This window comes from Pedobacter immunditicola, assembly GCF_037482985.1.
Taxonomy (GTDB): Bacteria; Bacteroidota; Bacteroidia; order Sphingobacteriales; family Sphingobacteriaceae; genus Pedobacter; species Pedobacter immunditicola.
Genome location: NZ_JBBHKC010000004.1, coordinates 225,832 through 251,730 on the forward strand (window position 1 = coordinate 225,832; position 25,899 = coordinate 251,730).

General features: G+C 41.2%; 10 protein-coding genes. All 10 read right to left on the reverse strand.

Going from position 1 to position 25,899, the window contains the following annotated elements; all coding sequences use genetic code 11:
• Positions 1-4 precede the first annotated feature (4 nt).
• On the reverse strand, positions 5-3,199 hold the full coding sequence (locus WG905_RS08395) for a SusC/RagA family TonB-linked outer membrane protein (protein ID WP_339591269.1): 3,195 nt from the start codon (positions 3,197-3,199) through the stop codon (positions 5-7).
• Between the two features lie 253 nt (positions 3,200-3,452).
• Entirely contained in the window at positions 3,453-4,889 is a 1,437-nt protein-coding gene (locus tag WG905_RS08400; RefSeq protein ID WP_339591270.1) for a SusD/RagB family nutrient-binding outer membrane lipoprotein, read from the reverse strand.
• A gap of 75 nt (positions 4,890-4,964) precedes the next feature.
• Positions 4,965-8,207: a SusC/RagA family TonB-linked outer membrane protein gene (locus tag WG905_RS08405; protein ID WP_339591271.1), complete on the reverse strand. Its 3,243-nt coding sequence runs from the start codon at positions 8,205-8,207 to the stop codon at positions 4,965-4,967.
• Positions 8,208-8,639: 432 nt separating this feature from the next.
• Positions 8,640-10,058, reverse strand: coding sequence for a SusD/RagB family nutrient-binding outer membrane lipoprotein (locus WG905_RS08410; RefSeq protein WP_339591272.1), 1,419 nt, complete (start codon positions 10,056-10,058; stop codon positions 8,640-8,642).
• Between the two features lie 111 nt (positions 10,059-10,169).
• Positions 10,170-13,415: a SusC/RagA family TonB-linked outer membrane protein gene (locus WG905_RS08415; protein ID WP_339591273.1), complete on the reverse strand. Its 3,246-nt coding sequence runs from the start codon at positions 13,413-13,415 to the stop codon at positions 10,170-10,172.
• Between the two features lie 286 nt (positions 13,416-13,701).
• Positions 13,702-15,051: a SusD/RagB family nutrient-binding outer membrane lipoprotein gene (locus WG905_RS08420; RefSeq protein ID WP_339591274.1), complete on the reverse strand. Its 1,350-nt coding sequence runs from the start codon at positions 15,049-15,051 to the stop codon at positions 13,702-13,704.
• Positions 15,052-15,083: 32 nt separating this feature from the next.
• Positions 15,084-18,326: a SusC/RagA family TonB-linked outer membrane protein gene (locus WG905_RS08425; protein ID WP_339591275.1), complete on the reverse strand. Its 3,243-nt coding sequence runs from the start codon at positions 18,324-18,326 to the stop codon at positions 15,084-15,086.
• A gap of 25 nt (positions 18,327-18,351) precedes the next feature.
• Complete coding sequence (locus tag WG905_RS08430; RefSeq protein WP_339591276.1) at positions 18,352-19,830, reverse strand: SusD/RagB family nutrient-binding outer membrane lipoprotein; 1,479 nt, start codon at positions 19,828-19,830, stop codon at positions 18,352-18,354.
• Positions 19,831-19,841: 11 nt separating this feature from the next.
• Positions 19,842-23,084 carry a SusC/RagA family TonB-linked outer membrane protein gene (locus WG905_RS08435; protein WP_339591277.1) on the reverse strand — a complete coding sequence of 1,081 codons (3,243 nt, stop codon included), beginning with the start codon at positions 23,082-23,084 and terminating at the stop codon, positions 19,842-19,844.
• A gap of 274 nt (positions 23,085-23,358) precedes the next feature.
• Positions 23,359-25,830, reverse strand: a complete 2,472-nt coding sequence (locus tag WG905_RS08440; protein WP_339591278.1) for a M14 family metallopeptidase — start codon at positions 25,828-25,830, stop codon at positions 23,359-23,361.
• Positions 25,831-25,899 lie beyond the last annotated feature (69 nt).

Here is a 25,899-nt window from a genome sequence, read left to right on the forward strand (position 1 = left end):
ATCCTTAAAAAGTTAAGTTTAAACTTAAGCCGAAACTAGAAGTTTGTGGAACTGAAAAACGCTCAAATGAGCCACCCATATTTGTATTTCCCTGAGCTGACTCTGGATCGAAATTGGGAAGTTTAGACCAGATCAAAATGTTTCTCGCAAATGCAGATGCACTTAAGTTAGTTCTATTGTTAAACTTAGGGAATTTATAATTCAACGCTACTTCTCGCATCTTTACAAAAGAGTTTTCATAGATATAGGCTTCGTCAATATTTCCTAAAACATTTGCGTAAAGATTTTCGTAAGCACCAAGATCACCAGAACCACCTCTTGAGATGTCGTTTGCTGAACCATCTGCTTTAAATCCAGGATAAACAAAAGCATTTTCGCGATCCTCAGTAGCAGAACCCATACCATATAGGTTCATTAGACCATTACTTCCTGAATACATTTGTCCACCATTTTTCCATTCAAAAACAGTACTAAGGGTAAATCTTTGGAAACGGAATGCTGCATTACCTCCTAACAAAAACTTTGGAGATACACTTCCTATCACACCTGGTTCACCAGACATTGGCATACCGTAATTTTTGCTGGCTGGATTTTCGTCGACAAGAATTCTTCCCTGGTCGTCTTTTGCAAAGCCACCACCATAAATTACAGGAAATTTATCAGCAACACCTGCACGCACTTGTGGTGTTACAAATCCACCTAAAAAGATACTTTCTACACCAGGAGCTAACTCATCAACGTAGTTATCAATTTTGGTGAAGTTAAAGCCAAAAGTCAAATTGGTGTTTTTGGTTCTTACCGGGTTAAAGTTTAATGAAACCTCGTGTGCGTTGGTGTGAATTTTACCACCATTCATTAATAACTCTTCCGCACCAGTTGATCCCGCTAAAGGAACTGGGAAGATTTGGTTGTCTACATCCTGTCTTGAAAAGGTATAGTCAACACTCACTATATTATCGAAAAATTTACCTTCAACACCCAATTCTATTGACTTTGTGTTCTGTGGCTTTAAATTTGGATCATATAACGTTGTAAATGGCGTATAAGATGTAACTCCAGCAATTGGATAAACGATTGGAGCAGATGCCCAAAATCCACCACCATAAACTGGTGCGCTATAGTAATTATCTAAATAAGTACCAGCTTGTCCAACCTGGGCATATGATGCTCTAAGTTTTAAATAAGAAATTGTCGAATTATCTTTCATCCCATGAAGTTCTGATAGAACTAATCCTAAGGATGCTGAAGGATAAAAGAAAGAGTTATTGTTTACCGGCATACGAGAAACAATATCATTTCTTCCAGTTACGTTTAAAAACAATAAACTTTTGTAAGCCAAATCTAAGTTGGCGAAGAAACCAACTGTTCTGTACTGAAATTGAGATTCAGTAGGCGTTTTAACGTTAGCGTTGTCAATGTGTTTCCACCCACCAAAATTGAAGTTTTGACCTGTTTCAGAATACCTTTTTATATTGTCGTCAACAATTTCATTACCCGCTAGAAAATTCAAAGTGATGTCCTCTGAAAGCTTCACACCATAATTAACAGTTAACAATGAATTATAGGTAGCTGCAGTTGTGCCATAGTTACGTATTGTTCCTTGTCTTCCTCCACTTCCGTATTCAAAGATATCCTGTAAATTCGTTGAGTAAGAGTCAACTCCTAATTGATATTTCACGTTTAACTTCGACTCGCGACCCCAATTTACTTCAGGACTGAAAGACGCATAACCATTACCAAAGAATCTGTTGGTACGTTCGTTAAAAATATTGTTTTCCATTGCCCAGTAAGGATTATTAAAGGATACTGAACGATAATGGATTTGAGTATATGGATCTGATGGAAGGTGATTAGGAGTACCTTTTAAGTTATAACTGATAGGCGCTGAATAAACCGTACCCAAAACACCATCATTTGCTGAACTTGCTTTGTCGATATCTGATTGAACATAATTACCAGAAAACCCTGTTTTCCAAGATTTACTTAAATTAGTTTCTGCAGAAATCTTTGCAGTATATCTTTTCATCCCTGTATTTGTAATAATACCGGTTTGATTAGAATTACCTAAACCAATGGAATAGTTTCCAGATTCAGTAGCCTGACTAATATTTAATGAATTATTAAAAGTGTGTCCTAATTCAAAGAAATCACCATCATTATCATATTTAGCAGGTGCAACCCAAGGATTTAAACCTGCAGTTGCTAATTGTGGAACATAATATAGTCCCGGTTTTTTACCAGCTGCATTAGTAAATGCGTTGGTTGCATTTCCACCATAACCTATATCGTCTGGTAAATTTTCCACCTTAGGACCCCATGACATGGAACTTGTTGGTGAATATTTAAAGGCACTTCCTTGCGCGTATGTGTTTTGCAGATCAGCTTTACGAGATAACTGGTCAACACTAAAGTTTGTAGAAAAAGATATAACTGGTTTACCTTTTTCCAAACCTTTACCACTCTTAGTGGTAATCACAATGACACCATTGGATGCACGGATACCATACAATGCCGAAGCTGCCTGTCCTTTAAGAACGGTCATGCTTTCAATATCATTTGGATCAATGTCCACTGCGCGGTTAGCAACGTCTGATCCAGTTACACTGTTTCCTGTTGAGTAATCAGCAGTAGAGGCAATTGGCATACCATCAACCACATATAATGGAGAGTTGTTTCCTGTGAATGATCTTGCTCCACGAATGGTCACTTGTGCAGAAGCTCCTGGCATACCACTGGAAGGTTTAATTTCCACACCAGATAATTTACCTTGCAAAGCGCCTACAAAACTTGCATTTCCCGCTTGAGTTAAATCTTCGTTTTTTAAAGTTTGAACATTATAACCTAAGGCCTTCTTTTCTCTTGAAATACCAAGTCCAGTCACTACAACTTCACCCAGCATTTGAGCATCAGGTGCTAAGGATGCATTTACGACGCTTTTTCCAGCTATTGCTATAGACTCAGCAACGTATCCTAAAGAAGAAAATTGTAATGTTGTTCCGTTTGCCGGAACTACGATCGAATACTTACCTGTTGCGTCGGTACTTGTACCGCCTGCAACACCCTTAAAGGTTACACTTACTCCAGGTAGTGGTAATCGGTCATCTTGACCTGTAACCGTACCAGTAATCGTCCGTTGTTGTGCCGTTGCTGTGAAAGCAATAAGCATCAACACGAACAAACTTTGTAAAAGTTTTTTCATGAATTTTTAATTTTAGTGAATAATAATAATCGCTAAATATATTCGTTTAAATGATCTTTCCCAAAAAAATGAGTTTTTTATGCAAAATTTAGGAACAAAACTTTGATTTGAGTGTTTAGCCAAAAAATATTAAGGGAGATCCCAAAATTAAGTTAAGAATAACAAGAAATACTAGTCGGATTTCAAAAATAAGCGCAAAAAAAGGGGTGATGTCATTGACATCACCCCTTTCAGGTATAAACAATCGTTATAATTAGAATTTATCCCAAAATAACTTAGTCCCAACCGCATCACCACCAATTGATGAAGCTGCACTTTCAACATTTGCTTTGTTTAAAGTACGCTCACTTGTTGGATACGTTAAACGCACTGGAATAACACTTAAAGCATTAGCTGCTGGTGTTAAGACAGGGAAATCTAAACGTCTCCACTCAATCCATGAATCATAACCACGGTTATAAAGTGCAAGGTATTTTTGTTCTCCAATTTTCTGTTTGTAGTTACCTGCCGCAGTAAGATAAGCTACAGCTGGCTGTGCTAAATAGGCAGTAGCCATAAGATTAACTTCAGCAGCTGGAAGGCCTTTAGCCCAATAAGTAATGGAAGCCGTAATTGCTTTGTTATAATGCGCAACTGGTGTTCCTAAAATTCCCCATCTCGCAGCAGCTTCAGCAAGGATAAATTCAACTTCTGAATAATCCAGTAAAATTGCCTCAAAATCCTGTGCGATAATAGCCTCAGCTACATGTGAGTAATTTTTGTAAGTATTATTAATTCCGATTTCACCACCGATATATTTATCACCTACAGTAGTAAAGTAGTATGCGGCCCTTGGATCATTTAACGCATTCAGTTTGTCTACCATAGTTTTTCCAGCAACATAATCTTGTCTGCTGGTAAGGGCAGGGTTCATTGAATTTGAGATAGGGTTATTATTAGGCGTTTGACCTAAATATTTAAATACCGCATTATCCGCATTGCTGGTGAAAGCAAGTGGCGCAGAAGTTTCGATAGCAGTTCTTGCTGCAGCTTCATCAACATCAGCAAGGGTAATCGCTAACTTCAACTTTAAACTGTGTGCAAATTTGATCCAGCCAGCAGTATTGTTATCATACAATAAATCCATAGATCCAAAATTTGCTCCCGGAGTCATGATCGCTATTGCAGCATCTAAACGTTTGAATAAATCAGCATAAATAGCTGCTGCTTTATCATATTTTGGTTGGTTTACAGTAGAAAAAGCTTCTGTATAGGGAACATCACCCCATGTGTTTACCACTACCGACCAAGTATAAACATTCAGTACTTCAATAACAGCAAGACGGTTGTTTTTCACAGCCGGACTAAGGTCTTTTTCAACCTCTGTAATCTTCTTGCTCTCGTTAAGGTCCATCAATACCTCACGATAAAATGGAGTCCAGTAGTTCAAAGGAATGTTTCTGGTTGTAATGTTATACCTCGGCTCATCCTGGTAAGTAGTAGCCGCCAATTGTTGTGTCCAGAACCTGAACACGTTAACGTTCACACTAGGCGTAGTCTGGTTATTGGTTAATTCCTTTAGGGCGTTACCGAATAATGAACCTGCCGAAACATTAACAGGGTTCTTTTCGTCGATGTTATATTCTCCTAAATCTTTTGCGCAGGATGCTAGAAGCAAAACCGGCAATATGAGTACTATTAGTTTTTTCATCAGTATTTTTCTCTTTATTTTTATGAAACCTGCAAATGCATGCAGGTTTCATATTGGTAATTATAAATTAGTAGCCTAGAATCTAAACTTAAAGTTGAAACCAAGGTTTCTAACTGAAGGGTAGGCACCACTTTGGTATCCCTGAATATTTCCTGAACTTAATCCAGCTTCCGGATCAGAAAAAGGAACATTACTGTGGATAACCCATAGGTTACGGCCAACTAATGACACATCTATACCTTTAATTGCTTTTTCACCTAACCATTTACTAGGAACTGAATAAGTGATAGCAGCTTCACGTAATTTCACAAAACTTGCATCATAAACGAATGCTGCTTGTGGGTTGTGAGAATAGCCGTATGGGGTAGTACCATTGTCATAAGCCTCAACTCTTTTTGTGTTAGGTGTACCATCAGCTGTTACACCTGGTAGCAATACACCACCACCTGCACTGATTGGAAGTCTTTTTGGATTTCCTAAATCATTTAAGCCAGCTGTGATAGGATATAGTCCTGTTGCTTGTCCGTAGTATTGGTCAAGAGAGAAAACACTTCCGCCTTTTTTAATATCAATTAAAAAGCTCAAGCTAATATCTTTGTATCTGAAGTTATTCTGGATACCACCTTGCCAATCTGGATTAACATCACCAATGATTTGGTTAGCCGCAGAAAAAGCATAATAACCATTTGCATCAACAACTTTCTCTCCATTATTATAAACAAAATCAACAGCTCTTAATGTACCGAAAGGCTGACCTTTAGTTGCATTAAGGGTTACACCGCCTTGGAATGATGCCAACTGAAGGTTGTCATTCTCTCCATACAGGTCCATCACTTTGTTTCTGTTTCTAGAGAAATTGAAGTTCATTGTCCAGGAGAAGTCTTGTGTTCTAACCGGAAGAACAAAAGCAGAAACTTCAAATCCCTGGTTTCTTACTGTACCTGCATTGACGAAGTTTTTACCATAACCAGTAGTAGTTGATACATCAACTGCCATAATCTGGTCAACTGATGTGGAACGGTAATAACTTACATCAAAACCAAGTCTACCATTTAAGAAATTTGCTTCTAAACCAGCCTCTACACTTTTAGTACGTTCCGGTTTAAGGTTAGCATTGTTTCTGCTGATTGGCATAGACGTTAGCATATTGCTATTATATACTGTTTTAATCGTATAAGTATCTAACAAGCTTAATGCAGCCGCATCATTACCTACTTCAGCATAGTTTAAACGAAGTTTACCATAATTTAACCAGTTTGAATCTTTCATCAGGTTAGAGAATACAAAACTACCTGCTACCGAAGGGTACCAATAGCTGTTGTTGTTGGTTGGTAAAGTTGTACTCTGGTCACGTCTGATACTCGCATCTAAGAATAAGAATTCTTTATAACCAAAGTTTGCGCTGGCGAAAATACCATCTACGCCTACACGCTGATAGTTTTCAAGTGGTGCATTGATCAAATTCACTGAACTTGACAGGGAATAAAAATCAGCAATTGCTAAACCACCATTGGTTTCTGCAAAAATTGAGTTAAGATTAGACCTTCTCAAGTTGGTTCCTAACAAACCAGTGAATGTAATATCTTCAGAAATGTTTTTATTGAAATTAACTAATAAGTCATAGTTGGTTTCGCTAAATGATCTGTTAAATCTTGAATAAGAAGAAAGATCTGCGCCACCTACAGCAACACGTTCTTCCTGCATTTCACTAGATCCGTCATAAGAGATACGACCCATCACATCTAACCATGCTAATGGTTTCCAAGTCAAGGCTACGTTACCAAAATACCTGTCTCTAGTGTCATTCTGGAAATTCTTATATCTTGACCAGTAAACGTTGTTAGAGTAAATCGGACTTGAAGCCGTTTCATCAGACCAGTTCCATGTCGCATTTTTACCTTCTCTTTCATAGGCTGCTTTCAAATCCTGAACGTCAACATTCGTTTGCCACCATTGTCTGAATTGTTGATTCGGGTTAGAACCATCATATCCTGTTCCATAACGACCTAAACCCTTAATTTGAGTGTAGTTTGCCGCAGCACTGATCGTTAAGTTTTTGGTGATGTTATGATCACCACCGAAGTTGAAATTGTTTTTTGAGATCTTACTGTTTGGTAAAACACCAGTTTCATCACTTCTCATGTAACCAAATTTGAAGGTTGTGTTATCACTTCCACCTGTCAAACTTACACTTTGATTAGAGCTCACTGCTGTTTTGTAAAAAGTACTTGGATCATTTGCACCGGCAACCCAAGGAGTTGCTTTTCCATAAGTAGGAGAAGCAGGATCAAAAGAATCCCATTGGTAAACCAAAGTGTTTGGATTAAATGCACCACCATAAGAAGCATCTTCTGTAAATGGTGTAATTAAGCTATTTCCTGCACCATGAACATCTTCATACCAGAAATTACGGTCTGGAGAACCATAGCCAGCTAATGCACCTCTACCATTACGTGAATATTCATTTACATAACCTGCACCATATTCATTTTGATATTTTGCAAAAGTACTTTTGTCGATTTTACCAAAAGTAACGCCTGAATTAACTGTAATACCCAGAGAATTCTTCTTTCCTTTTTTGGTCGTAATCATGATTACACCATTAGCAGCTCTTGAACCGTATAAAGCAGATGCCGCAGCGCCCTTCAATACGTTAACAGATGCAATGTCATCAGGATTAATATCTGCAGCAGCACTACCATAATCGTAACCACCGCCACCTTGTGCCTGAGCAGATGTGTTGGTATTGGCATTACTAACAGGTACGCCGTCAATAACAAATAATGCCTGGTTATTTCCTGTTAAGGATTTATAACCCCTCATGACTACGTTTGTTGAACCGCCCATGGTATTAGACTGTTTAATTTCTAAACCTGCAACCTTACCAGATAAGCCGTTAACGAAGTTATTATCCCTTGTACGGGTTAAATCATCGCCTTTAACTTCCTGAGCTGCATATGGCAATTCATTTTTCTTACGTTGAATACCTAATGCCGTAACAACGACTTCAGATAACGCCTGAGCGTCACCTGCTAAAACAATATTGATTACATTTTCGGTACCAACTGTACGTGTTTGTGGAAGATAACCGATTGAAGAGAATTCAATAACTGTCGCATTTGCGGGAACGCTAAGTTGAAATTTACCCTCTGCGTTAGCACTCGTTCCTGTTGTTGAACCCTTAACTCTTACACTTACTCCAGGTATTGGCAAGCCATCTTCTTTACCAGTAACTGTTCCAGTGATTGTACGTTGTTGTGCTATTGCAGATGCCGCAAAAAACACTAACACGAACAAACTTAGTAGAAGTTTTTTCATGAAAAATTTAAATTTAGGTGAATAATAATCCCTAAATATATTGGTTTTTCTAACATTATTAAGGATCACTCTCCATTATTTTGGAGTATACTTAAAAATATAAGTATATACCACCAATTTTTGACACTAACATGATACTAGCAACCCCTTAATAATGTGCTTCTTAAAGCAACCGACCGTTGATTTAACATAATTTAACACAAAAAAAAAGCAGTATATATACTTCGACTTCAATTCTTAGAACAGTCTGACTGTCAACGAAGGATCGTCTTCCAAGATATTAAAGAATTAAGCGGGTCATGGTTTAAGAAAAGACGGATTGCCCGTTCCTAAAGGTTATTAGGATTGCCTAATGAATGTCTACCTACCCTTACGATAAAAGCCTGCCTCATTCATCATGAGACAGGCTTTTATGGTAAAAATTGCTAAATTTTAAAGTACATCCCAAAATAACTTGGTCCCCACTTCATCGCCACCGATCGATGAAGCAGCGCTTTCCACGTTAGCCTGGTTTAAGGTACGCTCACTGGTTGGATAAGTTAAACGCAATGGGATAACACTTAAAGCATTAGCCGCTGGTGTAAGCTGCGGATAATCCAACCGCCTCCATTCCGTCCAGGCATCATGGCCACGGTTAAAAAGCGCAAGATATTTCTGTTCGCCAATTTTCTGCTTATAATTACCTGCGGCACTCGCATAAGCAACAGCCGGCTGCGCTAGATAAGTAGCGGCATCTGCAGCTGTTCCTCCCCAATAGGTAATAGAAGCCGTAATTGCATTGGTATAATGCTGTTCAGGCGTTCCTAGAATTCCCCACCGGGCAGCAGCTTCCGCAAGAATAAATTCTACTTCCGCATAATCCAGCAGTATAGCTTCGAAATTTGCCGCAGAAACTTTGTCACTAACATGGGAATAATTTGCATAATTGTTATTAACCCCTATCAGACCCCCTACGTAAGCTCCACCCACTGTAGTGAAATAAAAAGGTCTTCGAGGATCATTCAAGGCGTTTAATTTATCAGTCATTGTTTTACCGGCAATGTAATCCTGCCTTGTGGTAAAAATCGGGTTAATTTCAGTCGATATCGGGTTATTATTCGGTTGCGCATTTAAATACTGAAAGGTAGCATTATCCGCATTACTGGTGAAGGCATTTGGTGCCGCAGCCTCAATTGCTGCTCTGGCAGTAGCCTCATTCACATCAGCAACGGTAATCGCCAATTTCATTTTTAAGCTATGTGCAAACTTTATCCAGCCTGCAGTATCATCATTATATAACAAATCTGCTGAACCAAAGTTAGCTCCGGGGGACATTAAACCGATGGCAGCATCTAAGCGGGTAAATAAATCTGCATAAATGTCTGCTGCTTTATCGTATTTAGGTTGATTGATACCAGCCAGTGCTTCTGAATAAGGGACATCACCCCAGGTGTTCACGAGCACCATCCAGGCATAAACTGAGGTGACTTCAATTACCCCTATGCGGTTATTCTTCACTTCCGGACTAAGATCTGTATCTGCTTCAGTCAGCCTTTTGCTCTCTTTTAAATCGGGCAGAACCTCACGGTAAAAAGGTGTCCAATAATTTAAAGATATATTCCGGGTCACAAAATTATACCGCGGCTCATCCTGGTAAGTGGTAGTGGTCCACTGCTGTGTCCATAACCTAAACACGTTAATGTTTATACTGGAGGTGGTCTGGTTATCGGTTAATTCGATCAGCGCATTACCAAATAAAGGGGCAGCAGAGACTGAGGACGGATTTTTCTGATCAACATTATATTCATCTAAATCCTTTGCACAGGAAACCAACAGCATCACTGGCAAAATATATATTAATAGTTTTTTCATCGGAGTAATTTTTGCTATGTAAGGGTGATGAAGCTATCATAAGCTTGTTTATTGCTATTTATAGGCGGTAAGCTTATGATGGTTTCATAATTGTAAGTCTAAAACTTGAGCTTAAAATCTAAATTTCACGTTGAAACCAAGTGTTCTCACAGATGGATAGGCACCACTTTGATATCCCTGTATATTTCCAGAGCTCAAACCAGCTTCCGGATCAGAATAAGGAACATTACTGTGAATAATCCATAAGTTACGGCCAACCAAAGAAAGATCAATTCCTTTAACGGCTGAGGTTCCCAGCCAGCTTGTCGGCAACGAATAGGTAAGGGCTGCTTCACGCAACTTCACAAAACCTGCATCGTATACAAAGGCTGCTTGTGGATTGTTAGCATATCCGTAGGGGGTAACAGCGTTATCAAATGCTTCCACCCTAATGGCATTGGGAGAACCATCAGCTTGCACACCTGGTAAAACCACACCACCACCTTCACTGATAGGAAGTCGTTTTGGATTGCCCAGATCATTTAAACCGGCAGATTCCGGATAAACACCTGTTGCCTGGCCATAGTACTGGTCGAGCGAGAATACACTGCCTCCCTTTTTGATGTCAATTAAAAAGCTCAGGCTTAGTTTTTTATATCGGAAGTTATTTTGGATACCCCCTTGCCAATCAGGGTTCACATCCCCGATCACAGAGTTTGGTGGGCCGAAAGTGTAATATCCATCTTCGCCAACAACTTTCTCTCCGTTAAGGTACACCAGGTCACGACCTCTTAAAGTACCGAAAGGCTGACCTACAGTAGCATTTAGGGTAACACCTCCCTGGAACGTTCCTAGCTGGAGATTGGTATTCGATTGATACAATTCAACGACCTCATTTTTATTTTTAGAGAAATTCAAATTAAGCGTCCAGGAAAAGTCGGGTGACCTGACCGGAAGTACGAATGCCGAAAGCTCGACACCTTCGTTTCTAACTGTACCTGCATTCACGAAATTTCTGCCATAACCTGTCGTTGTGGAAACATCAACGGCCATGATCTGATCTACTGAAGTAGAGCGGTAGTAACTGAAATCGATGCCGAACCTGCCATCCATGAAGTTGGCCTCCACTCCGGCCTCCACACTGCGGGTACGCTCAGGTTTAAGGTCAGCATTATTTTTATTGATCGGCAGTGAGGTCAACATATTACTGCCAAACACAGTAGTGATTGTATAAGTATCATACAAACTCAGTGCAGCGGCATCGTTACCCACCTCAGCATAATTTAAGCGAGCCTTTCCATAACTTAACCACGATAAATCCTTTAATAGATTAGAAAACACAAAGCTACCTGCAACAGAAGGGTACCAATAGCTATTGTTTTCAGTAGGCAATGTGGTACTCTGGTCACGCCTGATGCTACCATCTACAAAGATCAACTCCTTATATCCCAGGTTTACACTGGCAAATAACCCATCCACAGCAATACGTTCATATTTTTCAACAGGCGGATTAATTAAATTGACTGAACTGGATAATGCATAGAAATCGGTAATCGCAAGTCCTCCATTAGTTTCAGCAAAAATAGAAGAGAGGTAATTTCTTCTCAAGTTGCTACCCAATAAGCCTTTGAAAGTAATGTCTTCGTTAATATTTTTGTTGAAATTAACCAATAGATCATAGTTGGCCTCAGATGCTGTTCTGTTAAATCTGGAGTATTCAGAAATATCTGATCCACCGACTGCAATACGCTCTTCCTGCAGTTCACTTGAGCCGTCAAAAGTTACCCTACCCATTACATCTAGCCACTCAAGGGGTTTCCAGGTAACGGCTACATTACCCCAGTACCTGTCTCTTGAATCTGTTTCAACGTTTTTGTAGCGCTGCCAGTAAGGGTTATTAGAATAAATCGGTCCTTCTGCTTCTTCACTCGCCCAGTTCCAGGTAATGTTTTTACCTTCCCGCTCATAAGCAGCCTTTTGCTCTTTGATGTCAACATTGGTTTGCCACCACTGTCTGAATTGCTGGTTCGGATTGGCACTATCATAACCAGTTCCATAACGCCCTACCCCTTTTACATTGGTGTAGTTCGCTGAAGCGCTGATCGTTAAATTTTCAATAATATCATGGGAACCATTAAAGTTGAAATTATTCCGGGTGATTTTGCTATTTGGCAATACGCCTGTCTCATCGTTTCTTAAGTAACCAAATTTGAAGGTGGTTTTTTCACTACCACCATCTAAAGTTACACTCTGAGAGGAGTTAACACCCGTTTTGTAAAATGTGCTGGGGTCATTAGCACCTGCAATCCAGGGTGTTGCTTTACCAAAGTTTGGAGAATTCGGATCAAATGCGTCCCATTGGTAAACCAATAGGTTTGGATCAAATGCACCACCGTAAGAAGCATCTTCTGTAAATGGTGTGATTAAGCTACTTCCCTGCCCAAATACATCCCTGTACCAGAAATTCCGGTCGGGAGATTCATATCCTGCGAGTTCGCCATCGCCATCTCTTGAGTATTCGTTTACATAACCTGCTCCATATTCTTTCTGGTACTTGGCAAAAGTACTTTTATCTATGTTCCCGAAGGTAACACCGGTGTTAACAGTAATGCCAAGTGAATTCTTTCTGCCTTTCTTGGTGGTAATCATGATAACACCATTTGCTGCCCTTGAGCCGTATAAAGCAGAAGCCGCAGCGCCTTTCAATACGTTTACCGATTCAATATCATCCGGGTTAACATCCGCAGCGGCGTTACCATAATCGTAACCACCGCGACCAGTCGTTTGATCGGTGGTGTTGGTATTGGCATTGCTGATAGGTACACCGTCAATAACGAATAATGCCTGGTTATTACCTGTCAATGATTTATAACCCCGCATCACCACGTTGGTTGAACCACCCATGGCATTAGATTGCTTGATGTCCAGACCAGCAACCTTTCCCGATAAGCCGTTGATAAAATTGACATCCCTGGTACGGGTTAAATCATCGCCCTTCACTTCCTGAGCAGCATAGGGTAATTCATTCTTGTTACGACGGATGCCCAATGCGGTTACCACAACCTCGGATAAAGATTGTGCGTCACTGACCAAAACTACATCTATAACAGTTGCATTGCCGATAGTTTTGGTTTGAGTCTGAAAGCTTAAGGAAGAGAAAATCAATTCTGTGGCGCCCGCTGGAACCGTGATGGCGTATTTACCTTCCGCATTGGCACTTGTGCCGGCATTTGAGCCTCCAATCTTTACACTAACGCCTGGAATAGGCTGCCCATCTTCTTTGCTAATAATTGTTCCTGTGATTGTTCGTTGCTGAGCCATTGCGGCCGACGCTGCAAAGAGCAGCAACACGAGCAAACTTTGTAAAAGTTTTTTCATGAGTCTTTTTATTTAGGTGAATAATAATAATATCTAATATATCGAATTTCCACCTTTAAATACGGCCGACTCAGTATTTTACACACTGATTTACAGGAGTTTACAGTGTTTAATAGTTAATAATATTGAACCATAAGCAAGCGTTTTAAAAAGCACTTTTTACATAATTAAGACAAATTCAAAAGAGGTAAATAACATAACTAATAAGCATTACTAGCTAACTATATGTTAATTTCAACTCTTTGTATGCAATCGTAATATTTGTATGCACATCACAAAAAAGACCTTATTCTACATCCCACCAAACACGTCTTAGCAAACTGGTATTCCGGGGTGCGTTTACATTATAACGCTGTTCTCCAGAAGGATAAGGCAATGATCTTGGCAGTTCTCCACCTAAAGAACTACCCTCAGGGGCAACGAGCGTTGGGTAACCAGTTCTTCTCCAGTCGGTCCAAACCTCCGGACTTAAAAACAAGGCAATGTATTTTTGAGTCATCACGTCTGCCAAAGTAATATTAGCTCCGGTTTTGGCAATAGTGGCGGCATAACTTTCATTGCTGATGGTCCTGCTCAGGTTGGCTCTAACGCCTTCATTGTAGGCTGTAGCAGCGGCGCCAGCATCACTGGCCGATTTTTGAAGATGGCATTCCGCTTCAATAAACTTCAGCTCGTCGTAACTCATTAAAAATACCGACGAATTGTTACTGCCATACAGCGTTCCTAATCCTTCTGCACCATCACTATATACCGCCAAACGGGGATCACTAGCCGCAGCCATCATATCATAAATATTGCCAGTAAAACCAATATCAGCCCTTTGTGTGTTAAACTGGTACCAGGGATTCTCAGAAGTCACACTGGTGCCTGCAAATCTCACTTCAGCATTTTCACCGGGCAGAAAACCTAATGCAGCTTCTGTCAGGGCCCTGTCGTAATTAGCCCTGTCGCGCTTTGCAAGGTGTAAAAAGAATTTCGCTCTCAAGGAATGGGCAAACCTTAACCATTGCTCCAAATCACCTCCGAATAAAAGGTCTTCAGAACCAGGCTGGAACGGCGACTCCTCTTCTGTGCCTAAGGACGTGATTGCACTGGTCAGCAACTGATCAATGGATGCATAAATCTGTTCCTGGGTATCATAAGTGGGTTGTGTATTCTCGATACCTTTAAATGCTTGAGTATAGGGCACGTCTCCCCATACATCTGTTGCCAGGCCCAGGTTAAAAGCCATCATTACCTGGCCTAAAGCTGCGTAATGTAATTGATTTTCACGTGTTGCTATATTGATTAAGGCATTTGCATTATTCATTATTCCTCCGCCATACAAGCCCGCAGTCCACATATTATCTACATCATCTGATGACACCGCATAATTGTTTGCCAAAACCGATTGGTTGGCAGCACCGGTAACCTGCTGCATAAATATGGAAGAAAAACGGGATGCATCACCTCCCCAGTTATAGCCTGTACTTAGAATAATTCCCGGCACCAGACTGGATGGAGCAGGATCCTGCAATTCGGAAGGATCTACATTGATGTCATCGTAGAAGTAGTCTTTTTTACAGGATGGCACCAGCATTAAACCTATTAATAGCATGTACCACCGACCTGCTATCTTTTTTATCAAAGTTTTCATCGCGTATAAATTTGTTTTTAAAGGTGATGAAGCTAAAATTTAAATCTTAAATTCAGGCCGTAGCTTGCTGTTCCGGGGTTATTGAAATAATCAATTCCCTGGGCACTGGTTGCACCGGTTAAACTTGTTTCAGGGTCAATACCATGATAAGGTGACCAGATGATAATGTTTCTTGCATACAGGCCGGCCGATAAGCCCTTCACAAATGGGTTTCTCATTTTCGAAAAAAGCGTCTTGAAATCATATGACAGGGTGACTTCCCTTAATTTTATGTAAGATCCTTCTTCAATAAAGGATTCCACCAGGTTACCAAAACCGCCACCATCACCCAGATACCAGCTTTCATCTAACGGAACACTAGTGGCATTAACCGCTCCGCCACCGGGCACTTCTGCGCCGCCAGCATCAAAATGCACCAGGTCTCCATTTTCATTCAAATGGCCAAGAACACCTGGAAATACAGTTTGTGTACCCCTGTTATTGGTAAGGTCTGAGGTACCAATAGCAGCCAGAGAACCTCTTGTGCCATTCCAGATATCCCCTTTGAACTTCCAGTCTACCAAAGCATACAAAGAGACATTTTTATAGGTAAATGTATTTCCAAAACCCATCAGGAACTTCGGGTTAGGATCCCCGATTTTCTTCTGCACATTGGTATTACTAATTGGATAGCCCACATTATCGCGGTCGTCAATAATAATATTTCCATTATCATCCCTGGTGTAGCCATAGCCATATATTGAACCTGCAGGCTCGCCTGGCAACTGGGATATCGTGGTTCCGGTAAATCCATTGAGTGTGATCTGGTTCACGCCGGGAGCAAGCGCCAGCACTTTACTTCTGTTTAAACTGAAGTTTAGAAAAGTTGCCCATTCGAAATCTCTTGCTTTAATGGGTACTCCTGTAAGCTGTACTTCCACACCTCTGTTCCTCACAGAACCTGAATTTAAAGTAATGAACTGATAGCCACTGGAGCCTGAAATAGGCACATCCAAAATGAGGTCATTTCCCTTGCTGGTATAGGCCGTAACATCAAGGCCTAAGCGGTTTTGAAAGAATTGCAATTGCGCACCAACTTCCCATGCTGTTGTTTTTTCGGGCTTTAGGTTTGGATTACCTAAGGTTTCATTTAAGCCATAACTTGAAACGCCATTGCTTGGAAATGAAATACCGGAAGTATAGCCATCTGGATAGGTCAGTGGAACAAAATAAGTTTGTGTTAAAAATGGTCCCGGATCTTTACCCACTTGTGCAAATGAAGCCCGCAGTTTACCAAAAGTCAACACTTCTCCTCCCTTCATCCCATCCAGCTCAGAAAACACAAAGCTTAAACTTGCTGAAGGATAAAAGAATGAATTTTTACCTTTTGGAAGGGTGGATGTCCAGTCGTTACGGCCAGTGGTCTCCAGAAACAGCATATCCTTGTAGGATAAATTGATGAGGTAATACAACCCGATTTTCCGATAAGGCTCGATGAAATTAGCCGACTTTATAGAATTTGCATTATAGATATTATCGAAGCCGGGAGCCACTAAACCATCCCCCTGGGTGTATAATTGATCTTGTTTCCTGCCATAAAAGTTATTACCTACTTTTATATCAAGCTGTAATTGCTCGGAGAAATCTTTTCTGTAACCAAGTATCAAATCAGAGTTTAAACTTCGGTAAGTGTAGCGGTCATCGAAGATCCTGCCACCCGGATAGGCACCGGATTGCAGCTCGAAATATTGATGCCGGTTATCTGCGTAGGTGTCCAATCCAAACCTGTAAAGGGCCGTAAATCCATTGCCCATATTATAATCTACCTGCAGATTGCCGAGTAACCTATCTAAATAAGTAGTATAAGGGTTCTTGTTAATGGTCCAGTAAGGGTTATCATAGATACCGTTCCGATAAGACCGCTGCAACCCATTAGACAATAAAAAGGCTGCCGGATCTTCTGCATCATCTGTACCGTTGGAGTTATCAAACGATATCGGCGTCCGCGTTAAGCCAAGCATGATTCCTGATGTATTACTGCCTTGTTGTGGCATATTGCCATCGCTGGTGATATAATTCAGCGTGGTTCCAATTTTTAACCTTTCAGAGAGTTTCAGCTGACCGGCGAAGGTTACCGAAGTTCGCTGAAAATCTTGCACCGGAACGATGGAATTGGAGTAAGAATTACTGATGGAAGCCCGGTAGGTTGCCGTTTCATTACCACCAGACAGGGACACGGAATTGGTAAAGGTACTTCCGGTTCTAAAGAAGTTGTTTAAATTGTCGTAAGGCACAAATGGAATTCTGGCAAGCGGACTATTACTGCTTACAATGTTACCATTGCGGTCGTATTCGTTAGGCACGCCATCCCATGATAAGGTATCAATCTTTGCACCCCATGAATACCTGTTGGTGGAAGTGAATGGTGCAATTTGACCACCTTGTCCTTTTATCCATTGGTATTGAAGTTTAGGCATGCGGTTGATCTCGTCAAAAGATACACCAGTGTTAAATTCCACCTGCATTTTTCCGGCCACACCTTTTTTAGTGGTGATTAAAACGGCTCCATTTGCGGCTTCAATCCCATAAACTGCTGCTGCTGCTGGCCCTTTCAATATAGTGATGCTTTCAATCTCATTCGGGTCGATATCCGCACCCCTATTGGTGTTTGTTGCCCCAAACAGCAAGGTATTCTCGTCATCTGAAGGGTCTCCCGAGAAATTCTGGGCATTATTGATGGGGCTGCCATCTACAACGAACAGCGGCTGATTATCGCCGGTTAAGGTGTTGGAACCCCTTAACTGAATATAACTTGATGCACCAGGTGTACCTGATGAAGAGGTAATCTGTACACCAGCGATCTTACCGGAGAGAGATTTCAAAACATCGGTCTGAGCTGCCTTGGTAAGGTCTTCACCCTGCACACTTTGTGCCGCATAGCCCAGCGCCTTAGATTCCCTTCTGATACCCAAGGCTGTTACCACAACTTCAGATAAGCTTTTGGTATCAGAAACAAGGGTTACATTAATGACACTTTGTGTGCCAAGAGGAACAGTCTGGGGCACAAAGCCGATATAACTAAACTCTAAAGCGGTTGTTCCCTCGGGCGCACTAACGGTATATGTTCCTTCATTAGTTGTTACAGCACCCCCGGGAGCACCTTTAATTCTTATGGTTACACCGGGAAGTGGTGTACCGTCATCTCCGACGACTTTCCCGGTAATTGTCCGTTGTTGCGCTATCCCTGATAGCGCAAGGAGCATAAATACGAACAAAGTTTGTATATGCTTTTTCATGATTCAAGAAAATTATATAGTTTCCTTATTTATCCCACCATACTGGCTCATAAACTGGTACAGAACCAGGAAAATTTAAATTAGTGTTTACCTCAGAACTTGGATACAAAAAGCGTAAGGGCAGCCTTCCTTCCCCTATAATAGAAGCAGCAGACACAACCAAAAAATTAGGGTAACCGGTCCTTCGCCATTCTGTCCATGCTTCAAAGCCCTGGAAACCACACATGGCATAATATTTTTGCGTGATGATCAACCTGAGCTGCTCTGCCGGAGTTCCTGTTAACTGGGCATCCGGAGCAGAAGCAATATATGCCGCTGCCTCTCCCGGTATGCCTGTGGCAGCAAAACTTGCTGTAATACCCTGGTTAAACAAACTGGTTACATCGCCAGCAGTTGCCCAGCCCCTGTTTACAGCCTCAGCCTGCAAGAAGTAGCTTTCTGCAGCAGAAATAAGCTTTACAGGTGCCGTCGCCGAAAGCGGGTCTGTAGCCCTGCCGCCAACCAGTGCAGAAGGTGGTGATACACGTTTTAATGTATTAGCCCTGTAGGTTCCCTGAGGGATATAAGCAATGGTGTCTTCGGGAGCGCCGGTCTCAACGGATATATTCGGCTCATAAAATTCAAAAAGCCTTGGGTCATTATTTCTGTTAAATTGCTGCACTGCGGTACCACTTGCTACTATATTTTGTGTTCTGTTGAGCGCAACCATTTCATTATACAAAGGATTATCGTTTCCACCGGTAGTGGTATAAGCAATACTGGCATCCTGGGTTAAAAACACCGGATTTGTGGCATATAACGCTGCTATTCCTGCCTGTGCTTTAGCCGGATCTACCTGCGACAACCTTAAATAGGCCCTTAGTTTTAAAGTGTTGGCAAACGCGCGCCACAGCTCTATATCACCACCGAAAAGGAGGTCCTGTTCTCCAGGTGAGGTGGCATTTGTGGCATCGAAGGCGGCCAGGCCAAGGTCGATATAGTTGTAAATACTGTCGTAAACCAGTTGCTGAGGGTCATAATGTGGATTTCCAGCTTCATTCCCCTTCAAAGCCTCGGTTAACGGAACATCACCAAATCCATCAGTGGCCAGCTGATAGGTATAGGCTTTCATGATATAGGCCATCCCTTTCAAATGCTCATTGTTTGGCGTATTACTATTGATAATCAGCTGTGCATTTTGCAAGGCATTACGGTAAAGGATCAACCAGGGCCAATCGAAATTTGTATTCGTTACGTTATATTGTTCATATGCCCTGTATTGAGATGAAGTTGGATTCTGAGTCCAGTATTGCGCCCATATATTTCCATACAGCTGGAACTGATTACCAACCAGCTGTCCTACTGCTGCTTGCACAGTGGGCAATAATAAAGTAGGACTTGCAGTATCTGGATTATTTGGGTTTTCGTTCACATCTAAAAACTTCTTACATCCAGCAAGTCCGACTGTGCCGATCATAAGCAGAACAAATAGTTTTTTAGCTATTTTTTGATATTGTGCTTTCATGGGTAGCTGCGTTAAAATGATACTCTTACATTAAGTCCATAGTTTCTAACTGAAGGCTGGGCTGTATAATCGAAGCCCTGCACATTTCCGGCTCCGGCAGAGTTAACCTCCGGATCAGCATATTTATTCTCACCTGGTGTCCAGATGAATAAATTGTTGCCGTAAAGACCAATGGTCAGCTGGCCAAAAGGTGTTTTTGAGAGCTGTTGTTTATTGAAGGTGTAGGAAAGAGAAAGGGTACGTAATTTAACATAAGTAGCATCAACGATGTCGTGACCAGGATTAAGGTCTGGGTAGTAATCCTGCTTATTGTAAAGCACATCCGTATTGACCACACTGTTTCCATTTTCATCTAAATAAACTGAATTTGGGAAAATTACACCAATCCTGTCTCCGCCGGTTTCTTCAGAAGTACCGACAAAGGCCATTAAATTTCTGGTTCTGGAATAAAATACGCCACCATGTTTAGTATCAAAGAGTACATTCATGGAAAGGTTTTTATATTTTATATTTGCGCCCGCAGAAGCCTGGTACTTAGGATTATAACTTCCCAGGTATTGTGCTGATTCGGTAGGCAGCGGCAACCCGGTTCCCGGATCTACGATGGTTCTTCCCTGTGCATCTTTAGCATCGTCAACTCCATAAAACTCGCCATATGATTTTCCTACGGCTGCTACAATCGCCATTCCCGAAAAACCACCTAAAACAACCTGGTCTACACCTGGCAACAATTCAACGACCTCACTTTTATTTTTGGTATAGGTAGCAAAAAGTTCAACCGATAAACCATTGCCTGTTCTGATCGGGGTTCCCCTCAGACTTAATTCCACTCCTTTGTTTTGAATCTCACCAGCGTTGACTACACTAAAGCCATAACCTGTTGAATTGGCAATTGGAATACTTAAAATCTGGTCTTTTGAACTGTTGGCATAATAGCTAAAATCTACTGCCAGCCTGTTGTCAAAGAAACCCAATTCTGTACCAACCTCAAATGAACTTGTTTTTTCTGGCTTAAGTCGTTCGTTTCCAATAGTTGTATTGGCCATCAATGCAGCAACATTTCCAAAAGGGAAGGTGGTACTACCACGGCCAGTCAGGATCTCGCCCCTGGCAAAGGTGGTAAAAAGCTGGTAAGGGTCTGTATCATTACCCACCTGCGCATAACTGGCCCTGATCTTTCCATAATCAAGAAACTTAGTGATAGGACTTTCTTTCAAAAGTTCAGTAAATAAGAATGAACCGCTCACACTTGGATAAAAGAACGATTGGTTCTCTTCAGGTAATGTAGAAGACCAGTCATTCCTGCCGGTTACCTGCAAGAAAAGCATATTTTTGTAGGACAAGTTTAAATCTGCATATAAACCAAATAGCCTTCTTCTGGTCCAGTTATCAGTTAATACTGCCACCGGACCGTTACTATTCGCCAGGTTGTAATAACCCGGCACCACCAAACCACCAGCTGTATTTGTAGAGGTAAGGACAGTATTGGTATTTCGTATACGGATATTATTACCAATCATCAAGGAGCCTTCAAAATCGTCATTAAATTTATGGCTACCTGTAACCATTAAATCATGAACAACTTCATTGATATTGTATTGATCAATTTCATAAGAACCATTGCTGTTTTGAACGTTATCCTCAGAATAATTACCAGCCTCGTCAGCAGGAAAAAAATTGTATTTCGGCGCTAACAACCTTCTTCGGTCCGAATAGGTATCCACACCTAAACGCTCGGTAATATTTAACCATTCAAAAGGTTTGTATCCGATATTAAAGTTCCCGGTAAGCCTGTTTAAATCATCGAAATTATCGTAATTTTGAAGTACATAATAAGGATTTATGGCATATGCACCATAATAGCCATATAGATCATCATGCCTTACCCCGTCAGCGGTAACAATTCCATATCCATAATATTTATTGTTAAGGTCCTTCAAATCTTCAAGAGGAATGTCCCTTGGGGTTTGCAGCACGTTGTCGTAAACTGAGCTATTTATCTGTCCACCGGCTACCTGGTTGCTGCTGATTTTGGAGTAATTAAAGGAAATACCGGCATTGAACTTGTTGCTGAATTCAGCATTGCCATTAAAACGAACATTATAACGGTCGAACACATCTTTATCCCCAGGGTAAATGCCATTGGAATTTAAGGCATTTAAACCCAGGTAAAAACTGGTTTTTTCGCCACCGCCAGAAAAACTTAAGTTATTGTCCGTGGAATATCCTGTTTTGAAAAAATTTTGTATATTATCTTCAATTGCAGCATAAGGTTTCATCAAACGTACACCATCTATCTGTTGCCCCCATTCCTGCATTTCTCCGGTAAAAGGCGCACCCCAACTCCAGTTTTCCTTCGGGTCATTGAAATAGGTGGCCTCGGTACCATCATCAGAGATCACATCGTAATAGCCTTGCCCGTATTCGTTTTGAAAATCGGGCAGTTTTAAGATCGAGGAAGCAGCCGTAGCTGTGCTAAATGTAATCTCCGTTTTGTCCGCTCCTTTTTTACCGGTTTTGGTGGTAATGATCAAGGCACCGTTTGAGGCACGGGAGCCATAAAGGGCAGCAGCAGCAGGTCCTTTCAAGACCGTTACCGAAGCAATATCGTCCGGGTTGATATCGTTTCCCCTGTTACCAAAGTCGACACTACCTAACTCGTTTTCACCGCCAATAACACTAGAGTTGTCTATAGGCACACCATCGATCACCATCAGGGCCTGGTTATTACCAGAAATGGAAGAACCGCCACGCAAAACAATCCTGGAGGAGGCTCCCGGTGTATTTGATGTGGTGGTGATGTTAACACCAGCTACCCGTCCGGTAAGGGAATTGATCGCACTGGCATTTTGTCCCTGGGTTAATTCTTCGTTACTAACGGTAGGTGCAGAGTAACCAAGGGTCCTTTTTTCCCTTCGGATGGCCTGGGCAGTGACTACCACCTCACCAAGCGTTTTAGCATCACTCACTAAACTTGCATTGATGACATTACTGGTACCTATGTTAACTGTCTCCGTGATATAGCCGATGGATGAGAAGTTGAGTGCTGTTGCTTCCGGCGGGACTGAAAGGGTGTATTTTCCTTCACCATCAGCTTGCGTTCCGCCTTGTGCACCGCGGATTCTAATTGTAGCCCCCGGAATGGGTAACCCATCTTCTCTGCCAGTTACCGTTCCGGTAATTGTTCGTTGCTGTGCGACTGCACAAATTGAAAAAAGCATGAATACGAACAAACAAAGTAGTAGTCTTTTCATGGTTTTAAAAATTAGGTAAAATCTTACACTAATTTACCAATACAAAGAATTTAAAACAAGCATATTTTATTGAAAAAACTTACAATTTATTAAAATAAATAAACCGTAACTAATTAATTAAGAGATGTATATAAATATTTAGGTGGTTTCCTAAATTTAGTAAGGGAAAGATGACTTCGGGGACTTTAAGCAAATAAAAACACCGTATTTACAACAGATAAATTGTGTAAACACGGTATTAGGTTATGGAAGGAATGGATTTAAAGATGATAGCTTAGTTGACCATAAATATGGCATTAGTAAACATTTGTTTACCACTTTCCCAAAAAAGGCGGAACAACACATTGGAGCCTAAGTAAACCACATTACCTTTACCAATGGGCTGCACGCCGAATAAAAGTCCTGTCTCAATTTTTTTCTGTACGTTTTTACCAGCGATGCCCGTCACGTAGGCCCCTTGCTTGAGCATGCCTACATTCCAGCCTTCTACCAATGGTTCATAGATTTTTTCTGCGGTTACTAAGGTATAGTAGGGGTTTAATCCTAAGGTAAGCGGATGAGTTTGATCAAGATTCACTTTATAAATCGCTCCCGGTATGGCATCATTTAAATCATCCCTGCCTTTTTCAGCATAGGAACGTGTATTTGGCTGCTCCTGTTTTAAAAATTCCCTGGCCTTTATTTCATATGGTTTAGTGCCTGCAAAAGCATTAATGGCATCTTCCATTAAAATCAATTTACCACCGTTTTGTACCCATGTAGTCAATTGCTCGCCCATGTTTTTAGGATAATTTCCGTCAGGTATCACCAGCACATTGATATCTTCTGAATTTAGCCTTGCAAGACTTTGTACATTAATCATGGTAACCGGGAAGTGTAATTCCTGTTCAAAGAAATTCCAGATCTCACCGACTGACTGCGAGGAGGTTTCTGTGCCGGAAACCACAGCAACTTTAGGCGTTTTTAAAATCGTATATACCGAAGATCCAAAATCTTTTCCTTTATCTACATAACCCGAGCCAATGGTGTTTAAACTGATCTCTGCACTTATAGCGATAGCCTGCATCCTGGCTTTGAGTGTGCCTGCCTGTTGCTCATTCTCCCTTCTGTAAACTAATAGGGTACCAGCAGGATAGGATTTGCCTCCACTGCTGAAGCCTTCTTCTGCCACCCGTACTTTTAACTTTGCTTTTTGCAAGGCAATTAACACCTTGGCATCATCAAGGCCGTTCCATGGAAAAACCCAGGCATAAGGATTTTCTGTTTGGACGGAAACCGGTTGAACTTCTTCCAGGCTTTTGAACTTACCAGTCACGCTTTCTTTTAAAGCATAGGCTTCTAAACCATAAGCATAAGGCAAGGCCCAGGCTGTAATATCATAAGTATTGGAGTCGCTAACCATTGTTTGCGGCTCAAACAATACGCCCGCCAGCAGTGACCTTGGCTGCTGCAGATTGATGACCAGGTCATTCCTTTCTATTTTAAATGACTTTTTCTTCCTTGTTTCAAAATCAAAGCCATTCAGGGAACGGTCGCCACCATAAGTGAATTCAATATGATTTTTGGTTAACAATTCGGCTAATTTTTTAAGCCTCGGTAAATGATTTGCCTTTACTACATAACTTTTATACGCACCTGCAGGGTCAACAGCCGACTGCACAAAGAAGTTCTTGAACTCTTGCACCAGCCTTTCTGCATGTGTGGAAACAGTTTCAATGGTTGCCATGCCGCTGGTAAAATGATGGTCGATACGGTCTTTCAGCGTCAGCGTATCGCCGTCTGCAGTAACTACTGCCAGGCCGGCACCAATGCCACCCTGTTCATAAGTCATCCCAATAGCGCCGTTGTATAATGGATAGGTATCGCCGTAAGAGGGGTATAACAAGTCAAAGCGTTCTTTAGTGAAATATTGCCAGCCTTGCTGATCAAAGTATTTCGCATTGTTCTTCCCGATCAGCACCTGGAACTCCCGTTGCCAGGAATTGACATGCTCATGTACAGGCTCTGCTGCAGGAGCAAAATAATAGGGTTCATTATATCCTTGTTCATGAAAATCCACATGCACTTCCGGCATCCACTGCTGGTAAAGCGCCATGCGGCTTTGTGTTTCTAGCTGTGTTTGCCAGGCCCAGTCGCGGTTTAAATCAAAGTAATAATGGTTTGAACGCCCTCTTGGCCATGGCTCCTGGTGCTCACGTGCATAAGGATTTGCGTCAGGGACACTCCCTACCACCGAATTGAAGTGGCTCACAAAACGGTCCCTCCCATCGGGGTTTAAACAGGGATCAATGATTACCACTGTATTATTTAGCCATTGCTTTATGTTGGCCGCTGTACCCTGCGACAAAGTATAAATCATTTTCATGGCCGTTTCCGTGGAACTGGCCTCATTTCCATGCACGTTATAGCTCAGCCACAATAGGGCAGGCTGTTTCTTGACATCAATATGCTTAGAAGCCTTGCTCATGGCTACATTATTCAGTCTGATGGACTCCAGATTGTTCATATTGGCCTCAGAAGAGATAACTGCCACAAATAATTCCCTTCCTTCATAGCTTTTTCCGTAGTTCAGAAGTTTTATATTGGGATGTTGAGCTGCTACATACTTAAAATAGTCCACTACTTTCTGATGAACCGTAAAACGACTGCCTAAAGGGTAACCTAAGTACTGATCAGGTGTTTGAGTTTGTGCTTTTGCACCTAAAACACCTGAAATAAAAAGCAGCGAGAGTAAAAATGACTTCATATATATAAATATACAGCCAATTTACTAAAGTTTATTTTTTGTTTGTGAAGCATAATGTAATTTTACCTC

Bases quoted from the DNA above. Each gene is read 5' to 3' on its own strand.
- WG905_RS08425 (WP_339591275.1), bottom strand. From the start codon at position 18,326: ATGAAAAAGCATATACAAACTTTGTTCGTATTTATGCTCCTTGCGCTA.
- WG905_RS08415 (WP_339591273.1), bottom strand. From the start codon at position 13,415: ATGAAAAAACTTTTACAAAGTTTGCTCGTGTTGCTGCTCTTTGCAGCG.
- WG905_RS08420 (WP_339591274.1), bottom strand. From the start codon at position 15,051: ATGAAAACTTTGATAAAAAAGATAGCAGGTCGGTGGTACATGCTATTA.
- WG905_RS08405 (WP_339591271.1), bottom strand. From the start codon at position 8,207: ATGAAAAAACTTCTACTAAGTTTGTTCGTGTTAGTGTTTTTTGCGGCA.
- WG905_RS08440 (WP_339591278.1), bottom strand. From the start codon at position 25,830: ATGAAGTCATTTTTACTCTCGCTGCTTTTTATTTCAGGTGTTTTAGGT.
- WG905_RS08400 (WP_339591270.1), bottom strand. From the start codon at position 4,889: ATGAAAAAACTAATAGTACTCATATTGCCGGTTTTGCTTCTAGCATCC.
- WG905_RS08395 (WP_339591269.1), bottom strand. From the start codon at position 3,199: ATGAAAAAACTTTTACAAAGTTTGTTCGTGTTGATGCTTATTGCTTTC.
- WG905_RS08410 (WP_339591272.1), bottom strand. From the start codon at position 10,058: ATGAAAAAACTATTAATATATATTTTGCCAGTGATGCTGTTGGTTTCC.
- WG905_RS08435 (WP_339591277.1), bottom strand. From the start codon at position 23,084: ATGAAAAGACTACTACTTTGTTTGTTCGTATTCATGCTTTTTTCAATT.
- WG905_RS08430 (WP_339591276.1), bottom strand. From the start codon at position 19,830: ATGAAAGCACAATATCAAAAAATAGCTAAAAAACTATTTGTTCTGCTT.